A 13,554-nucleotide genomic window follows, 5' to 3' on the forward strand; every position below is an offset into this window, starting at 1 on the left:
GCCCTCTGGGCGAACGCAGCACGGGTACAACGCCGGTTCGCCCAGAGGGCTGGGCTCCTACAACCGGCCCTGCCTGCCAGCAGCTCACCCCGGATGAACAACGTATTGAGAGATCACAGCTAGATGCTGCACATTCACAACAGCCTGACCCGCCGCAAGGAACCCTTCGAGCCCATGGAGCCGGGGCGCGTGCGCATGTACGTCTGCGGCATGACCGTGTACGACTACTGCCACCTGGGTCATGCGCGAGTGCTGGTGGTGTTCGACGTCGTGTACCGGTATCTGCGCTCGCTGGGTTTTGACGTCACCTACGTGCGCAATATCACCGACGTGGACGACAAGATCATTCGCCGCGCCGCCGAGAACGGCGAGGACATCCGCGCACTTACTGACCGCTTCATCGCGGCCATGCACGAGGACGCGGGCGCGCTGGGTGTGCTGGCGCCTACAGTGGAACCCCGTGCCACCGAGCACATCGAGGGCATGCTCAGGATGATCAGCAGGCTCATCGAGCGAGGCTACGCCTACGCGGCGGACAACGGCGACGTGTATTACGCCGTATCGAAGTTCGAGAACTACGGCCGGCTTTCCGGCAAGCGCATCGACGACCTGCGCGCCGGGGAACGCGTGGCGCCGGACGAGGCCAAGCACGACCCCCTGGACTTCGTGCTCTGGAAGGCCGCCAAGCCCGGCGAGCCGTCCTGGGATTCTCCCTGGGGCCCCGGGCGCCCCGGCTGGCACATCGAGTGCTCGGCCATGTCCATCCATTACCTGGGCAATCACTTCGATATCCACGGCGGCGGGCAGGATCTGCAGTTCCCCCACCACGACAACGAGATCGCCCAGAGCGAGGCCGCAACCTGCGAGCATTTCGTCAATTACTGGATGCACAACGGCTTCGTGCGGGTCAACGAGGAGAAGATGTCCAAGTCCCTGGGCAACTTCTTCACCGTGCGCGAGGTGCTCGCCCGCTACCCCGCCGAGGTGGTGCGCTATTTCATCCTCTCCAGCCATTACCGCAGCCCGCTCAACTACTCCGACGAACCTCTGGACGCCGCCCGTGCCGGTCTCACCCGCTTCTACACCGCCCTGCGCGGCCTGACGCCGGATGAGTCCGGCGATGCCGGTGATGGCTTCCGTCGCCGCTTCCGCGAGGCCATGGACGACGATTTCAACACCCCCGAGGCCATCGCCGTGCTGTTCGACATCGCCCGGGAGATCAACCGCCTGCGTGACGAGGATCGGTCCGCCGCCGAGCGGCTGGCCGGCCTGCTCAAGGAACTGGGCGGTGTGCTGGGCCTGCTGGAAGGGGACCCGGAGGCGTTCCTGAAAGGTGGTGAGGGGGACTTGGACGAAGCCGCCATCGAGGCCCTGATCGCGAAGCGTCTCGAGGCCCGCAAGGCCCGCGACTTCGCCGAAGCCGACCGCATCCGCGACGACCTTGCCGCCCGGGGAGTCATCCTCGAAGACGGGCCGGGGGGTACCACCTGGCGGCGGGGGTAGGAAAAGATCCAACGCAAAGGCGCAATGACGCAAAGAAATTCAATGAAATGATCTTGAATTAATTCAAGAACGCCTTTTTGCGCCCTTCGCGCCTCTGCGTCTTTGCGTTGAAGGCTTTTGCCTTCCTAATAAACTAGCCGATGCGCGATTCGTAAGACTGCAGTGTGTTCTTCATGAGCATGGCGACGGTCATGGGGCCGACGCCGCCGGGGACGGGGGTGATCCAGGCGGCGCGTTCGACGGCGGTGGCGAAGGTGACGTCGCCTACCAGGCGGCCGTCGTCGAGGCGGTTCATGCCCACGTCGATGACCGTGGCGCCGGGCTTGATCCATTCGCCGGGCACCAGGTCCGGGCGGCCGACGGCCACCACCACGATGTCGCAGCGCGCCACGTGCTCGGCGGTGTCCCGGGTGAAACGGTGGCATACGGTCACCGTGGCGCCTGCCAGCATCAGCTCCAGGGCCATGGGGCGGCCGACGATGTTGGACGCGCCCACCACCACCGCGTTGCGCCCCTTGTAGACCTCCCCCGTGCTGTCCAGGAGGCGCATGACGCCGTATGGGGTGCAGGGCCGCAGCGTGGGCAGGCGCACGGCCAGACGGCCCAGGTTATAGGGGTGAAAGCCGTCCACGTCCTTGGCGGGAGCGATGCGCTCGATGACGGTTTCCGTGTCGAAGTGGGCGGGCAGGGGCAGCTGCACCAGGATGCCGTCCACCTCGGGATCGGCGTTGAGCTCGTCGATGAGCTCCAGGAGCGCCGCCTGGGCGGTTTCGGCCGGAAGGTCGTGGGAAAGGGAACGGATGCCCAGGGCCTCGCAGGTGCGGCGCTTGTTGCGCACGTAGACCTGGGATGCGGGATGCTCGCCCACCAGGACCACGGCCAGCCCCGGCGGGCGCCGGCCGGCAGCCGTGTGGGCTTCCACCGCGCGCCGGACCTCGTCGTGTACCTGCTGGGCCACCTGGCGTCCGTCGATCAGTCTGGCGCTCATCTCGCGTCTGTCCTGGATTGGGAATCGGGGGCGGCAAATTCTCGCACGGGGCCGCCGGGAGGGACAAGGAAACGCCGGGGTTTCGCGTTGACGCCGGGAGCCGGCGGCGGGTATGATTCGCAGCTTCTCCGCAACGCAGGGCCGACAGTTATTATGCGGCCGGCACTCGGATTTCCGGGGTATAGCGCAGCCTGGTAGCGCGCCTGCTTTGGGAGCAGGATGTCGGGGGTTCAAATCCCTCTACCCCGACCATTTTGCTCCCCGGCGCTTGCGGCGGAAGCGAACTGCGCCTGTAGCTCAACCGGATAGAGCATCGGCCTTCTAAGCCGAGGGTTGCAGGTTCGAGTCCTGCCGGGCGCGCCAGAATTCGGATCGGGCCGCCGGTCAGGCACATCAGGTTTGTCATGGTGGCCGTAGCTCAGATGGTAGAGCCCCGGATTGTGATTCCGGTTGTCGTGGGTTCGAGTCCCATCGGCCACCCCAATATTCCAAACCCGGGCCGTTAGCTCAATTGGCAGAGCAGTGGACTCTTAATCCATTGGTTGTAGGTTCGATTCCTACACGGCCCACCAACTCCCGAGGCCAGCCCTGGTGCTGGCCTTTTTCGTGCCCGCACGGGCAGGCTTGTGGCCCGGATCGTAGAGTCTGCCAAGACCCTTTCAACCACGAAGTACACGAAGGCCACGAAACGAGAAAGAACGGATCGTTTCTCTCGCAAAGCGCGCAAAGCACGCCAAGGAACTCAAGAGCGTTGTCCGTTGGGGTGAGCAGCGCGAACCCCAACGGATTTTCAGCAGATTCAGGCTGGAAACCGTGCGGACTGGCGACGATGACATGGTGCCGGCAGTGTCTGAGCGGCGGGGTGGCGTCCCCCTACCGCACCGGGGTGCATTCGCACCCCACCTGCTCGGCGATGCGCTGCTGCAGACCGCTGTAGCGCGGATCCACGTCACCGCCGAACACCGGGTCCGGGATGCGATCGATACGCCCGTCGACCTGTTCCCAATCCTCGGCGCTCAGGGTGCGCTCCAGGGCGGGAAAGATGCGTTCCTCCTCCCGGGCCATGTGCTCGCGCAGCGTGCGTGTGTAGGCCTGTGCATCGGCCTCCACCGCGGAACGGGACACCAGAGCGCCGTCCACGATGGCATTGAGATCCCTGACCAACTGCTCGCCGGACGCTGCGATGTGTCTGTGCTGGGCGGCCAGATCGTCCACCCATGCCTGTACATCGGCGTCGCGCTCCAGCAGGACCTGGCAGGCGATGTCCTCGTGGGGATGGTGATAGCGGTCGGGGTAATGCGTCATGTAGTACATGACATCGAGCATGAGTTCGTAGTCGGGCTGTTCGCCGTGCTCGATCAGCGCAGTCTGGGCGTCCACGAGGTCAAGCAATCGCGTGAAGTTGGCGTGTTCCGTCTGCCACTGGAGGATTCGGTCGTTCATCGGGCACCTCTCTTGTGACGACATGGCCGGACCGATATCCGACTCCGGTGCCGTCGGGGCAGTTACCCGCGACAGCCAGGTGTCGGTCAATGAAGATGTATTTAAAATGCACTTTATGCCCTGGGCGGCGGAACATTCAACCCCACCGAAAGTCGTGTTGCCGGCTACACACCGGCGGCTCGCAATGTTTACGGGACGGGGCCGGAGCAGGCTATAATTGCCCGTTTACGCCGCGAGCCGCGGCCCCGGCGAAAGTGGCGGAACTGGTAGACGCGCTGGATTTAGGTTCCAGTGGGGCAACCCGTGAGAGTTCGAGTCTCTCCTTTCGCACCAGAATCGTGCAGGCGCGCACCCGGCACAGGTCGTAGAACCGGGTCCCGCCGCGAACCGGCGGCCTGCCGGTGAGAGGGGCGGCCCTTGACAGAATATCCAAACAGAGCATCCCGAGAGGACCTGTCGTCATGCAAGTTTCCGTAGAGACCATCAGCAACCTGCAGCGTCGTATGACCGTGCAGGTCCCCGCCGAGCGGATTGACCAGGAAGTGGACAAGCGGCTGAAATCCCTGTCGAAGCGGGTTCGTCTGGACGGGTTCCGGCCGGGCAAGGTGCCCCTGAAGGTGGTCCAGCAGCGCTATGGCGCCGGCGTCTTCCAGGAGGTGGTGGGGGACGTGGTGCAGCGCACCTACCAGGAGGCCATCGCCCAGGAGAAGCTGCAGCCCGCCGGCGGCCCCAGCATCGAGCCCAAGGTCATGGAGCCGGGCAAGGAACTCGAGTACGTCGCCACTTTCGAGGTGTTTCCCCAGGTGGAGCTGGCGGATCTGGGAGACGTGAGCGTGGAACGTCCCCGGGTCGAGATCACCGACGCTGACGTGGACAAGGTCATCGAATCACTGCGGCGTCAGCGCAAGGAGTTCGTGGCCGTGGATCGCCCCGCCCAGGAGGGCGACCAGGTGACGGTGGATTTCGAGGGACGGCTGGACGGCGAGACCTTCGAGGGCGGCAAGGCCGAGGCGGCGCCGGTGGAACTGGGTTCCGGCCAGATGCTGGAGGCATTCGAGTCCCAGCTGGTGGGGTTGCGTCCCGGCGAGGAAAAGACCCTGGACGTCCCGTTTCCCGAGGGCTATCCGGCTGAGCACCTGGCGGGCAAGACCGCCCAGTTCGACATCAAGGTGCGCGAGGTCAGGGAGCCGACCCTGCCCGCGGTGGACGAGGCCTTCGCGACTTCCTTCGGCATCAAGGAGGGGGGCGTGGAGAAGCTGCGCGAGGAAGTCCGCGCCAACATGACCCGGGAGGTGGATCAGGCGGTGCGCAACCGGGTGAAGGGGCAGGTCATGGATGCCCTCTACAAGGCCCATGACCTGGAGCTGCCCGAGGCCCTGATCAAGGACGAGATTGAGCGCCTGCGCGAGCAGGCGACCGCGCGTTTTGGCGCACAGGCCGAAGGGGTGAATTTGCCCGACGAACTGTTCTCCGAGGAGGCCCGCCGCCGGGTGGCCCTGGGGCTGATCATCCGGGAACTCGTTAAGGCAAAAGACCTTAGCGCAACCCCCGAGAAAGTCGAGGCGGAGCTGCAGCGCTCGGCGGCCGGCTACGAGGACCCGAAGCAGGTGATAAACTATTATCGGAGCAACGCCCAGGCGATGAGCGGCCTCGAGGCGCTGGTGCTCGAGGACGAGGTGGTGGACTGGGTCCTGACCCAGGGTACCGTCACGGAAAAGCCCGTGAGCTTCGATGAACTCATGAACCCCCAGAAGGAGGGTCAATCCGAATGAGCATGCATGGTCCCGACGATCGCGGGGCGCTGGATACCCGCGCGCTCAACCTGGTCCCCATGGTGGTCGAGCAGACCGCCCGTGGCGAGCGCGCATACGACATCTATTCCCGCCTGCTCAAGGAGCGGGTGGTCTTTGCCGTGGGTCCGGTGGAGGACTACATGGCCAATGTCATCGTGGCGCAGCTCCTGTTCCTGGAGTCCGAGAACCCCGACAAGGATATCAGCCTCTACATCAACTCCCCCGGTGGTGCGGTCACGGCCGGCATGGCCATCTACGACACCATGCAGTTCATCAAGCCGGATATCTCCACCCTGTGCATCGGCCAGGCGGCCAGCATGGGCGCGGTGCTGCTGGCGGGCGGCGCCCACGGCAAGCGCTTCTGCCTGCCCCATTCCCGGGTGATGATCCATCAGCCGCTGGGCGGCTTCCAGGGCCAGGCCACCGACATCGACATCCATGCCCGCGAGATCCTGAAGATCCGCGAGGAACTCAACCGCATCCTGGCGCACCACACCGGCCAGACGGTGGAGCAGATCGAGCTGGATACGGACCGCGACCGCTTCCTCAATGCGAAGGAGGCGGTGGACTACGGACTGGTGGACCAGGTGCTGTCTCGCCGGGACACTCAGGAGAGCGCGTGACCCCGGTCACGCAGCCGGGCCGGAACCGGATGAACCGGGCATTCCCACAGCTTGAGCCGGCTTGCATCCTGACGGGAAAAGTAGCAAGGTGAGACCGATGACAATCGAGGTCTGTCGATGAGTGACAACAAGTCCAAAGACGCCGATAGCGGCAAGCTTCTTTATTGCTCCTTCTGCGGCAAGAGCCAGCATGAAGTGCGCAAGCTGATTGCCGGTCCCTCGGTCTTCATTTGCGACGAGTGTGTCGAACTCTGCAACGACATCATCCGGGAGGAGATGCAGGAGCAGGGGGCGTCGGTCGGCGAGAAGCTGCCCAAGCCGCACGAGATCAAGCAGATCCTCGACGAGTACGTGATAGGGCAGGAGCGCGCCAAGAAGATCCTGGCCGTGGCGGTGTACAACCACTACAAGCGCCTCGAGGCCCGCGGCAGCAAGGACGAGGTGGAGCTGGCCAAGAGCAACATCCTGCTCATCGGTCCCACGGGCTCCGGCAAGACCCTGCTGGCCGAGACCCTGGCCCGCCTGCTCAACGTGCCCTTCACCATCGCCGACGCCACCACGCTGACCGAGGCCGGTTACGTGGGCGAGGACGTGGAGAACATCATCCAGAAGCTTCTCCAGAAGTGTGATTATGACGTGGACAAGGCGCAGACCGGCATTGTCTACATCGACGAGATCGACAAGATTTCCCGCAAGGCGGACAACCCCTCCATCACCCGTGACGTGTCGGGGGAGGGTGTTCAGCAGGCGCTGCTCAAGCTGATCGAGGGAACCATTGCCTCGGTGCCGCCCCAGGGCGGTCGCAAGCACCCGCAGCAGGAATTCCTGCAGGTGGACACCCACAACATCCTGTTCATCGTCGGCGGCGCCTTCGCCGGCCTGGACAAGGTGATCCGCGACCGAACCGAGAAAGGCGGCATCGGCTTCTCCGCGAAGGTGAAGAGCAAGGAGGAAAGCCTCCCGGCGTCGCAGGTGCTGTTCAACGTCGAGCCGGAAGACCTGATCAAGTACGGGCTCATCCCGGAATTCGTCGGTCGCCTGCCGGTTGTGGCGACCCTGGAGGAACTGGACGAGGACGCCCTGATCCAGATCCTCACCGAACCGAAGAACGCGCTCACCAAGCAGTACGGAAAGCTGTTCGACATGGAAGGCGTGGAGATCGAGTTCCGCGAGGACGCCCTGCGTGCTGTGGCCACCAAGGCCATGGAGCGCAAGACAGGCGCGCGCGGCTTGCGCACGATCCTGGAGCAGGTGCTGCTGGACACCATGTACGATCTGCCGTCCGTGGAGAACGTCTCCAAGGTGGTGATCGACGATGCGGTGATCCGCGGCGAGGCCAAGCCCTATCTCATCTACGAAAACGCTGACTACCAGAAGGCGGCGGCCTCGGACTGAGTGCCCGGGGCGTCGTCCGGCGCCGCAGCTGGCGGCATTCTTCCGTTTCGGCAAGGGATGGCCATCGTTCGTCTACCCGACCCGTCAATTTCCGCGGCCCCCGTCCGGTCATGCCGGCCAAGTGCCTGACACGGCCGGCTTTTTGGTCCGCTCGTCCCGCTGCCCTTGATTTATGCAGCGATCTCCCCCATCAATAGATCCTGTAACCGCACCCGCCGTGCAGGCGGGACCCTGTCAGGCACCGTCTGCCCGACCCAGCCCGAGACCCTATCCCTATGAGTGAAACCGACAACAAGACCCAGGTCGCCACCCAGGAGCCCCTCCAGGCCGTGCCCGTGCTGCCGCTGCGGGACGTGGTGGTGTACCCGCACATGGTCATTCCCCTGTTCGTGGGTCGGGAAAAATCCATTCGCGCCCTGGACGCGGCCATGGCCAACAACAAGCAGATCCTGCTGGTGGCGCAGCAGAGCGCCGAAGTGGACGAGCCCACGGGTGACGAGATTCACCGCATCGGGACGCTGTCCACCATCCTGCAGCTGCTCAAGCTCCCGGACGGCACCATCAAGGTGCTGGTGGAAGGGTCCGAGCGCGCGCGCATCGTCGACCTCGTGGACAGCGAGGAGCATTTCGCGGCCAAGATCGCGCTGATCGGTCCGGATGCCACCCTGGACGAGCGCGAGGTGGAGGTGCTTACGCGCTCCGTGCTGAACCTGTTCGACCAGTACGTGAAGCTCAACAAGAAGATTCCGCCCGAGATCCTGACTTCTCTGGCCGGCATCGACGACCCTGCGCGCCTGGCCGATACCATTGCCGCACACATGTCGCTCAAGCTGGACGAGAAGCAGAAGATCCTGGAGATCCATGACGTGCGCGGGCGTCTGGAACACCTCATGTCGCTGATCGAAGGCGAGATCGACATCCTGCAGATCGAGAAACGCATCCGCGGGCGCGTCAAGCAGCAGATGGAGAAGAGCCAGCGCGAGTACTACCTGAACGAGCAGATGAAGGCCATCCAGAAGGAGCTGGGTGATCTTGAGGATGCCCCCAACGAGGTGGAGGAACTCGCTCGCAAGATCGAAAAGGCCGGTATGTCCAAGGAGGCCAAGCAGAAGGCCACCGCGGAACTGAACAAGCTCAAGATGATGTCGCCCATGTCGGCTGAGGCCACCGTGGTGCGCAACTACATCGACTGGCTGGTCAGCGTGCCCTGGAAGAAGAAGTCCAAGGTGCGCATCGACCTGTCCGAGGCGGAACGTGTGCTGGACGAGGATCACTACGGCCTGGAGAAGGTCAAGGAGCGCATCCTCGAGTATCTGGCCGTGCAGCAGCGCGTGAAAAAGCTCAAGGGCCCCATTCTGTGCCTGGTGGGTCCGCCCGGCGTGGGCAAGACCTCGCTGGGGCGTTCCATCGCGCGCGCCACCAACCGCAAGTTCACCCGCATGTCGCTGGGCGGCGTGCGTGACGAGGCCGAGATCCGCGGTCACCGCCGCACCTACATCGGTTCACTGCCAGGCAAGATCGTGCAGAACCTGTCCAAGGTGGGCACGCGTAACCCGTTGTTCCTGTTGGACGAGATCGACAAGATGGCCATGGATTTCCGGGGTGATCCGGCATCGGCCCTGCTGGAGGTGCTGGACCCGGAGCAGAACTCCACGTTCAACGACCATTACCTGGAAGTGGACTTCGACCTGTCGGACACCATGTTCGTGGCCACCGCCAACAGCATGAACATCCCGGGGCCGTTGCTCGACCGTATGGAGGTCATTCGACTGCCCGGTTACACCGAGGACGAGAAGACCAACATCGCGCAGAACTATCTGGTGCCCAAGCAGATGAAGAACAACGGCCTCAAGGAGGACGAGCTCTCCATCAGCGAGGCCGCGATTCGCGACATGGTGCGCTACTACACCCGCGAGGCGGGCGTGCGCAATCTCGAGCGCGAGATCTCCAAGATCTGCCGCAAGGTGGTCAAGAATCACCTGCTCAAGGACACTGACCGCAAGACCCAGGTCACCCCCAAGAACCTGGACAAGTATCTGGGTGTGCGTCGCTTCCGCTACGGGATCGCCGAGGAGCGCGACCAGGTGGGCCAGGTGACCGGCCTTGCCTGGACCGAGGTGGGCGGCGAGCTGCTGACCATCGAGGCGGCGGTGGTGTCGGGCAAGGGCAAGGTCCAGCACACGGGCAAGCTGGGTGACGTGATGCAGGAGTCCATCCAGGCGGCGCTCACCGTCGTGCGCAGCCGCGCGTCAGTGCTCGGCATCGCCGGCGACTTCCATGAGAAGAAGGACATTCACATCCACGTTCCCGAGGGCGCCACGCCCAAGGACGGCCCGAGTGCCGGTATCGGCATGTGCACGGCACTGGTTTCGGCCCTCACGGGTATCCCGGTGCGCTCCAACGTGGCCATGACCGGGGAGATCACCCTGCGCGGCGAGGTGCTACCCATCGGCGGGCTGAAGGAGAAGCTCCTGGCGGCCCACCGGGGCGGCATTACCACCGTGGTCATCCCCGAGGAGAATGAGAAGGACCTGGTGGAGATTCCGAAGAACATCAAGAGCCGTCTGGACATCCGCCCGGTGCGGTGGATCGATGACGTGCTGGAGATCGCGCTCACGGAGATGCCGGATGCACCCCAGGCGGGGACGGAGCCCGGCGCTGCCCAGAAGTCCGAAAACAAGGGTCCATCCCGGCGCCGTGAGGTGCATCACCACTGATGTGAACGGGAACGATGAAAATGAGACACGGGCCTTCGGGCCCGTGTCTCATTTCAGAGGGGTGGGCAGGCTTTTCGGAGCTGTCGGAGTTGTTCCGTGTCACAGTTTTTTCAGCTGGATCGTGGGGCTCCGGCAGCGGCCCCGACGGCTTGTTGACAGCTTTCTGAGGCCCTTGGTATAAAGTCCGAGGCTGCATTGATACTTTCATAACAACGCCACCCATCGGGGACTTCGTCAGTTTCTCATCAGCGCCGGCCTCATGCTATTGTGGCCCGCGGATCCCGTATCATCCCGCCCGGTGAACTGCAGGCGGGTCTTCCATTCCGCTTAACCGAAGGAACACATGAATGAATAAATCCGAACTCATCGATGCTGTAGCCGCTTCATCCGATCTGCCCAAGGCCCAGGCCGCGCGTGCGGTGGATGCCATGATCGACGTGATCTCGCGTACCCTGCGGGGCGGCGACCAGGTGACGATCGTCGGCTTCGGCACCTTCCTGGTTCGCGCGCGCGATGCGCGCACTGGCCGCAATCCGCGTACCGGCGAAACCATCAACATTCCTGCCTCGAAGATGCCCAGTTTCAAGGCTGGCAAAGGCCTGAAGGATGCAGTAAACTAGCGCGCCTTCAACGGGTGCTTAGCTCAGCTGGTAGAGCGTCGCCCTTACAAGGCGAATGTCGGCGGTTCGATCCCGTCAGCACCCACCAGGGTGCCGTTGAAGGAAAAAGGAGTGGTAGTTCAGCTGGTTAGAATACCGGCCTGTCACGCCGGGGGTCGCGGGTTCGAGTCCCGTCCACTCCGCCAGTAAGCGAAAAAGGGTGCCTCTCGGCACCCTTTTTTTTCGGGTTCTCCTGGCGTGCTTTGCGGGCTTTGCGAGAGAGACATCTTTGAGCCGGAGAATGCCGCCGAGGAAAGAGCCGGCCGCGAAACGACAAAGTGCCCGAACATCACTTGGTCAGGTCTTTTTCGTGGGCTTCGTGGCGAATGAACAGAACTCCCCGATACCCCCGACCGTCAAATTCGCTATCATGGGCGGATTGCCCTGATTCACCGGACACAGTGACATCCTGACATGCTTCAGAAGATTCGAGACAAGGCTACGGGCTGGATCGCCTACGCGATCATCATCCTCATCAGTATCCCGTTCGCCCTTTGGGGTTTGAATGAGTATTTCGGCGGCGCTCCGGCCCGGGTCGTGGCCGAGGTCAACGGGGTGGAGATCACCCAGCGCCAGTTCCAGCAGGAATACCAGAATCAGCGCCAGCAGCTGGCCGCCATGTTCGGGGGGAGAATCCCCTCCGGCGCCGTGGACGACGCGGTTCTGCGCGACAACGCGCTGCAGTCGCTGATCCGGCGGGAACTGGTGGCACAGATGGCGGACAAGAAGGGGTTCCGCGTCAGCGATTCCGCCGTGGCGGCGGAGATTCGGGGTATTCCGGGTTTCCAGCGTGCGGGCGAATTCGACCCCGAGCGTTACCGGCAGGTGCTGGACGCCCAGCGCCGCACGCCGGCCCAGTTTGAATCGCTGATCAAGCAGGCACTCCTGCTGGAGCAGTTCCAGCGCGGATACCAGGAAGCCGCCTTCATGCCCGGTCCCATGCTGGAGGATTACCTGCGCCTGCGCAACGAGCGCCGCAGTGTCAGCCTGCACACGATCCCCGCCGAGGCGTTCGTGGATGAGATCCAGGTGGACGATGAGCAGGTAGCCGAATACTACGAGGAACACGCGGACCGGTACCGGACACCCGAACGAATCCGGCTTGCCTACCTGATGCTGGACGAAGAGACCCTGCGCGGCGAGGTCAGCGTCACCGAGGAGGACTTGCGCCGGGAGTATGAACAGCGCGTGGACCGCTTCACCGAGCCCGAGGAGCGTCGTGCCCGCCACATCCTGATACGCGTACCCGATGACGCCGATGCCGATGCCGTGGCGAGTGCCGAGGCGCGGGCCCGGGAGACCCGTCAGCGGTTGGACGACGGCGAGGATTTCGCCGACCTGGCGGCCGAAGTCTCTGACGATCCGCTGGCCGCCACGGGCGGCGGAGACCTGGGCTTCATTGCCCGGGGCGATATCGATCCCGACCTGGAGGCGGTGCTGTTCACCCTGCGTGAGGGCGACATCAGCCACCCCGTGCGCACGCGCCAGGGGTTCCAGATCGTCAAGCTCACCGAGATTCGCCCGCCCGTGCGCACGCCGTTTGCGGAGGTCCGGGACGAGGTGGAGGCGGAGTATCGCAACCGGCGTATCGAACGGTTGCAGATCGAACTCACCGAGCGCCTGCTCACGGAGAGTTACGAACAGCCCGGGAGTCTGGAACCGGCCGCGGACGCGACGGGTCTCGAGATCCGCCACACGGACTGGTTCGCGCGCGATGAACCATCGGAGGGTCTGGCGGCGGAGCCGGCGGTGCAGCGGGCGCTGGCCAGCGAGGACGTGCGTGCCGGGCGAAACAGCGACCTGATCGATCTGCCTGACGGGCGGGTGGCCGTCATCCGAATCGCCGAACGCGAGCCGGCGGCCGCGCGGCCGCTGGAGGACGTGGCCGACGAGATCCGCCTGCAGCTGGTGTGGGAAGGCGCCCGGGCTCGGGCCGAGGAAGCCGGCACCCGGGCCATGGAACGTCTGCGTGCCGGGGAGTCCTTTGCGGACGTCGTGGCGGAGTTGCCCGGTGCGAGTATGGAGGAGACCTGGGTGACCCGGGATTCCGCCGAGGTGTCATCCCGTGTGCTGCACCGGATCTTCACCATGGCCCGACCCGTGGACGGCACCCCGCTGGTGGGCGGTCTGGCCGTGGAGGGCGGTGACTACGCCGTGTTCGTGCAGCACGGCTGGGAGCCCGGGGAGGTGGATCCCGCCCGCCGTGCCGAAGTGGCAGGCCAGTTGACCGGCCTGTACGGGGGGCTCGAATTCGAAGCCCTGTACCAGGCGCTGGAGGCGGAGGCGAAGATCCGCATTCACGGGGAAAACCTCTAATGAAGTAAGAAGTGGGAATTGGGAAAGGAAGTACGAAGTGGGAATTGGGAAGTGGGAACGAAAACCACCCTCACCCCGACCCTCTCCCTGAGGGCGAGGGAGTGAAGCCGTTACTTC

Annotated in this window: 9 protein-coding genes and 7 tRNA genes; 14 read left to right on the plus strand and 2 right to left on the minus strand. The window is 64.1% G+C overall.

Features of this window, described 5'->3' with window-relative positions; genetic code table 11:
* Window positions 1-123: 123 nt before the first annotated feature.
* Complete coding sequence (gene cysS, locus B1C78_RS00885) at window positions 124-1,503, plus strand: cysteine--tRNA ligase (protein WP_077277267.1); 1,380 nt, start codon at window positions 124-126, stop codon at window positions 1,501-1,503.
* Between the two features lie 133 nt (window positions 1,504-1,636).
* Here cysS and folD read toward each other — a convergent pair whose 3' ends face one another.
* Window positions 1,637-2,491, minus strand: coding sequence for a bifunctional methylenetetrahydrofolate dehydrogenase/methenyltetrahydrofolate cyclohydrolase FolD (folD, locus tag B1C78_RS00890; RefSeq protein WP_077277268.1), 855 nt, complete (start codon window positions 2,489-2,491; stop codon window positions 1,637-1,639).
* Between the two features lie 175 nt (window positions 2,492-2,666).
* On the opposite strand from folD, the gene B1C78_RS00895 reads away from it, so the two are divergent.
* The 4 genes from B1C78_RS00895 (at window position 2,667) to B1C78_RS00910 (ending at window position 3,063) form a co-directional block, all read left to right on the plus strand.
* Window positions 2,667-2,743, plus strand: a tRNA-Pro gene (locus B1C78_RS00895).
* A 34-nt stretch (window positions 2,744-2,777) separates the two neighbouring features.
* Window positions 2,778-2,854, plus strand: a tRNA-Arg gene (locus tag B1C78_RS00900).
* Window positions 2,855-2,898: 44 nt separating this feature from the next.
* A tRNA-His gene (locus B1C78_RS00905) sits at window positions 2,899-2,974 on the plus strand.
* Window positions 2,975-2,987: 13 nt separating this feature from the next.
* Window positions 2,988-3,063, plus strand: a tRNA-Lys gene (locus tag B1C78_RS00910).
* A gap of 301 nt (window positions 3,064-3,364) precedes the next feature.
* On the opposite strand, the gene B1C78_RS00915 is transcribed toward B1C78_RS00910, so the two are convergent.
* Window positions 3,365-3,934 (minus strand): hemerythrin domain-containing protein, encoded by a 570-nt coding sequence (locus tag B1C78_RS00915; protein ID WP_175628192.1) that lies wholly within the window; start codon window positions 3,932-3,934, stop codon window positions 3,365-3,367.
* Between the two features lie 248 nt (window positions 3,935-4,182).
* Here B1C78_RS00915 and B1C78_RS00920 point away from each other — a divergent pair.
* The 9 genes from B1C78_RS00920 (at window position 4,183) to B1C78_RS00960 (ending at window position 13,437) form a co-directional block, all read left to right on the plus strand.
* A tRNA-Leu gene (locus tag B1C78_RS00920) sits at window positions 4,183-4,267 on the plus strand.
* 128 nt (window positions 4,268-4,395) lie between these two features.
* Window positions 4,396-5,706: a trigger factor gene (gene tig / locus B1C78_RS00925; protein ID WP_077277270.1), complete on the plus strand. Its 1,311-nt coding sequence runs from the start codon at window positions 4,396-4,398 to the stop codon at window positions 5,704-5,706.
* On the plus strand, window positions 5,703-6,350 hold the full coding sequence (clpP, locus tag B1C78_RS00930) for an ATP-dependent Clp endopeptidase proteolytic subunit ClpP (protein WP_077277271.1): 648 nt from the start codon (window positions 5,703-5,705) through the stop codon (window positions 6,348-6,350). The genes tig and clpP overlap by 4 nt, the downstream gene beginning before the upstream one ends.
* Window positions 6,351-6,467: 117 nt before the next feature.
* On the plus strand, window positions 6,468-7,745 hold the full coding sequence (clpX, locus tag B1C78_RS00935; RefSeq protein WP_077277272.1) for an ATP-dependent Clp protease ATP-binding subunit ClpX: 1,278 nt from the start codon (window positions 6,468-6,470) through the stop codon (window positions 7,743-7,745).
* Window positions 7,746-8,020: 275 nt separating this feature from the next.
* Complete coding sequence (gene lon / locus B1C78_RS00940) at window positions 8,021-10,462, plus strand: endopeptidase La (RefSeq protein WP_077277273.1); 2,442 nt, start codon at window positions 8,021-8,023, stop codon at window positions 10,460-10,462.
* 347 nt (window positions 10,463-10,809) lie between these two features.
* Window positions 10,810-11,082, plus strand: coding sequence for an HU family DNA-binding protein (locus tag B1C78_RS00945; protein ID WP_077277274.1), 273 nt, complete (start codon window positions 10,810-10,812; stop codon window positions 11,080-11,082).
* Window positions 11,083-11,094: 12 nt separating this feature from the next.
* Window positions 11,095-11,170: transfer RNA gene (locus B1C78_RS00950), tRNA-Val, on the plus strand.
* 20 nt (window positions 11,171-11,190) lie between these two features.
* Window positions 11,191-11,267, plus strand: a tRNA-Asp gene (locus B1C78_RS00955).
* Between the two features lie 268 nt (window positions 11,268-11,535).
* A complete protein-coding gene (locus tag B1C78_RS00960; RefSeq protein WP_077277275.1) occupies window positions 11,536-13,437 on the plus strand; it encodes a SurA N-terminal domain-containing protein in 1,902 nt (633 codons plus the stop codon).
* The last annotated feature ends 117 nt before the right edge of the window (window positions 13,438-13,554 follow it).

Source organism: Thioalkalivibrio denitrificans (genome assembly GCF_002000365.1).
Classification (GTDB): Bacteria; Pseudomonadota; Gammaproteobacteria; order Ectothiorhodospirales; family Ectothiorhodospiraceae; genus Thioalkalivibrio_A; species Thioalkalivibrio_A denitrificans.

Excerpts from the sequence above, each read along its gene's own strand:
- folD (WP_077277268.1), bottom strand. The coding sequence starts at position 2,491 with ATGAGCGCCAGACTGATCGACGGACGCCAGGTGGCCCAGCAGGTACAC.
- lon (WP_077277273.1), top strand. The coding sequence starts at position 8,021 with ATGAGTGAAACCGACAACAAGACCCAGGTCGCCACCCAGGAGCCCCTC.
- B1C78_RS00960 (WP_077277275.1), top strand. The coding sequence starts at position 11,536 with ATGCTTCAGAAGATTCGAGACAAGGCTACGGGCTGGATCGCCTACGCG.
- B1C78_RS00915 (WP_175628192.1), bottom strand. The coding sequence starts at position 3,934 with ATGAACGACCGAATCCTCCAGTGGCAGACGGAACACGCCAACTTCACG.
- clpP (WP_077277271.1), top strand. The coding sequence starts at position 5,703 with ATGAGCATGCATGGTCCCGACGATCGCGGGGCGCTGGATACCCGCGCG.
- B1C78_RS00945 (WP_077277274.1), top strand. The coding sequence starts at position 10,810 with ATGAATAAATCCGAACTCATCGATGCTGTAGCCGCTTCATCCGATCTG.
- tig (WP_077277270.1), top strand. The coding sequence starts at position 4,396 with ATGCAAGTTTCCGTAGAGACCATCAGCAACCTGCAGCGTCGTATGACC.
- cysS (WP_077277267.1), top strand. The coding sequence starts at position 124 with ATGCTGCACATTCACAACAGCCTGACCCGCCGCAAGGAACCCTTCGAG.
- clpX (WP_077277272.1), top strand. The coding sequence starts at position 6,468 with ATGAGTGACAACAAGTCCAAAGACGCCGATAGCGGCAAGCTTCTTTAT.